Origin of the sequence: Pseudomonas sp. MWU347, assembly GCF_017947305.1 — a bacterium.
Classification (GTDB): domain Bacteria; phylum Pseudomonadota; class Gammaproteobacteria; order Pseudomonadales; family Pseudomonadaceae; genus Aquipseudomonas; species Aquipseudomonas putida_A.
The window spans coordinates 1-1,215 of sequence record NZ_JAFGZB010000029.1 but is presented as its reverse complement, the minus strand read 5'-3'; the positions used below and the strand labels follow the sequence as shown (position 1 = coordinate 1,215).

2 protein-coding genes are annotated in these 1,215 nt (G+C 47.2%); both read right to left on the bottom strand.

Features of this window, described 5'->3' with window-relative positions; all coding sequences use genetic code 11:
• Nucleotides 1-101 precede the first annotated feature (101 nt).
• Nucleotides 102-524, bottom strand: coding sequence for a hypothetical protein (locus tag KCG87_RS27310; protein ID WP_098963787.1), 423 nt, complete (start codon nt 522-524; stop codon nt 102-104).
• 119 nt (nt 525-643) lie between these two features.
• Nucleotides 644-1,075, bottom strand: coding sequence for a VOC family protein (locus tag KCG87_RS27305; RefSeq protein WP_098963786.1), 432 nt, complete (start codon nt 1,073-1,075; stop codon nt 644-646).
• Nucleotides 1,076-1,215 lie beyond the last annotated feature (140 nt).

Sequence of the window (1,215 nt, the reverse complement as noted above, 5' to 3'; positions counted from 1 at the left end):
AGCGGCCAGTCATCAAAGCCCCAAAAATGTCCCAAGGCGAATATCTAGTCACGCCAATCGGGCCCGTCATTGTGAGCAAGGCTAGAGGTTTCAACCATTTGCTAGCCGGAGGTAATCGCAAATAGATTTTTGCACAAATAGGCATCCTCTCTTGGGATGAAATCTTCGGGGCTTTCATTGCAGGAAAAAGCTTCGAAAACGTGGTTAATAATTTTTTTTGCTTGGTCCGTAGTAAGGACACGAATGTCTATCAGGTCAAGAAGAGCATCGGCTATCTCGTTTAAACTAATGCAGTATTCTTCAGCGGCAACCCTAAGCAGCGCTCGCATCTCCCTATATCTACTACCTGAATCTACATTGTTTTTCAGAAATTCAAGTGGCTCTTCCAGAATTTCAAAAGGATAAATCTTTTGATACCTGTCGCAGTATTCTATAAGGATCCGCCTAACCTTCACGCCATCAAATTTTTGAGAGCTAGCCCCTAACAGTGCATTAATTTTCGTATTAGCTATCCAGCTTTTCATCGCGAAATTTACCTTGCTTAGCGCTTATTTAAGGGACGTCGACTGGCGGATCTTGGCCGATTGCTGTCTGTCGTGAAGGGCTGCACCGGCACAAAGCTGACGGTAGGCTTTGCTCAGTTTCAGATTGAGCAAGCCGGTCTCTCCCCCAACCGCTCTACCAACCTTACGAGATAACCGTCGGGATCCTGGACGATGAATTCGCGCTGGCCTACTTCTACATTATCAGCCCGATACCAGGTGTCTTTGCATTCTCGATAGAGTGGAAATCCAGCCAGATCAAGTTTTTGGATGATGGGTGCGACAGCCTCAACATCAATCTGTAGGTTAATGCCCCTTCCAAACGGCTTAATCAACGGCGCAGCAAGCCATTGTCCCGCGTCCGAATCAATCTGCTCAAGCATCACTTGAGCACCATTCAAATCAAGGTATGCAAATCCGTCTTCCGGGCGTTGATAAGCTATTTTAAACCCTAAGCAAGAAACCCAAAAAGCTAGGCTACTATCCAGGTTGGTGACCATTAACTCCGGAACCAGTTTGTTACGCTCGAACATGAGATGACTTCCATTTCAAAATGCTAATTCGTGCAGGCGGCAGGTTCTGCACTTATGGCTTCGACGCCGCGACGTGATCGTGGCGAGCCCGATGATGCATGTTCGGGTTGGAATTATCGAGTCGCGTTGAGTGGCAGCTT

Excerpts from the sequence above, each read along its gene's own strand:
- KCG87_RS27310 (WP_098963787.1), bottom strand. The coding sequence starts at position 524 with ATGAAAAGCTGGATAGCTAATACGAAAATTAATGCACTGTTAGGGGCT.
- KCG87_RS27305 (WP_098963786.1), bottom strand. The coding sequence starts at position 1,075 with ATGTTCGAGCGTAACAAACTGGTTCCGGAGTTAATGGTCACCAACCTG.